We start from the raw sequence: 544 nt of genomic DNA, 5'->3' as shown, positions 1-544 counted from the left end.
TTTCATCTCTTCTAGTACTGTGAGCATTTGATCTGATAGTGGTACGACATGCTTACGCGCAATTTTAAGATTGTCGATATCAACACGCCATAAACGGTTAGCAAAATCAATGTGTGACCATTTCATCATACGCAGCTCAATAGTACGGCAAAAGGAATAAGCTAAAAATTTCATACCTAGTCTGGTTTGATCATGACCATGATAGCCTTCGATAGATTGTAGTAGGGCAGGCAGCTCATTGATGTCTACATGCTTCATGTGCTGACTTTTGGCTTTAGGATAGAGTTCCTTCAGATCATCGATTGGGTTTTGCTCAATGATACGTTCGCGTTTGGCACGCTTTAAAACATTAGCAACCAGGTCAATCGTGCGTCTAGTCACCTCACGTGGCGGCTCACCGTCTTTGTTCACACGCTTTTCGATTTTATCTGCCATTGATCGGCAATCTTCAAAGCTCACGTCTTTTAGCGCAATGCCTTCAAAGTGTGGTAACACGTCTTTATGCATACGGTTATAGTCTTGCTGATAGGTACGCGGTTTGACG

At 42.8% G+C, this 544-nt stretch carries 1 protein-coding gene; it reads right to left on the bottom strand.

Features of this window, described 5'->3' with window-relative positions; all coding sequences use genetic code 11:
* Nucleotides 1-544: tyrosine-type recombinase/integrase (locus ACS8FC_RS20300; RefSeq protein ID WP_439298112.1), on the bottom strand; the 544-nt coding region annotated here is incomplete at both ends.

The sequence above is a fragment of the Psychrobacter sp. 1Y4 genome, from assembly GCF_051847555.1.
The sequence above is the reverse complement of the archived record's forward strand: the minus strand, read 5'-3'. Positions and strand labels throughout refer to the sequence as shown.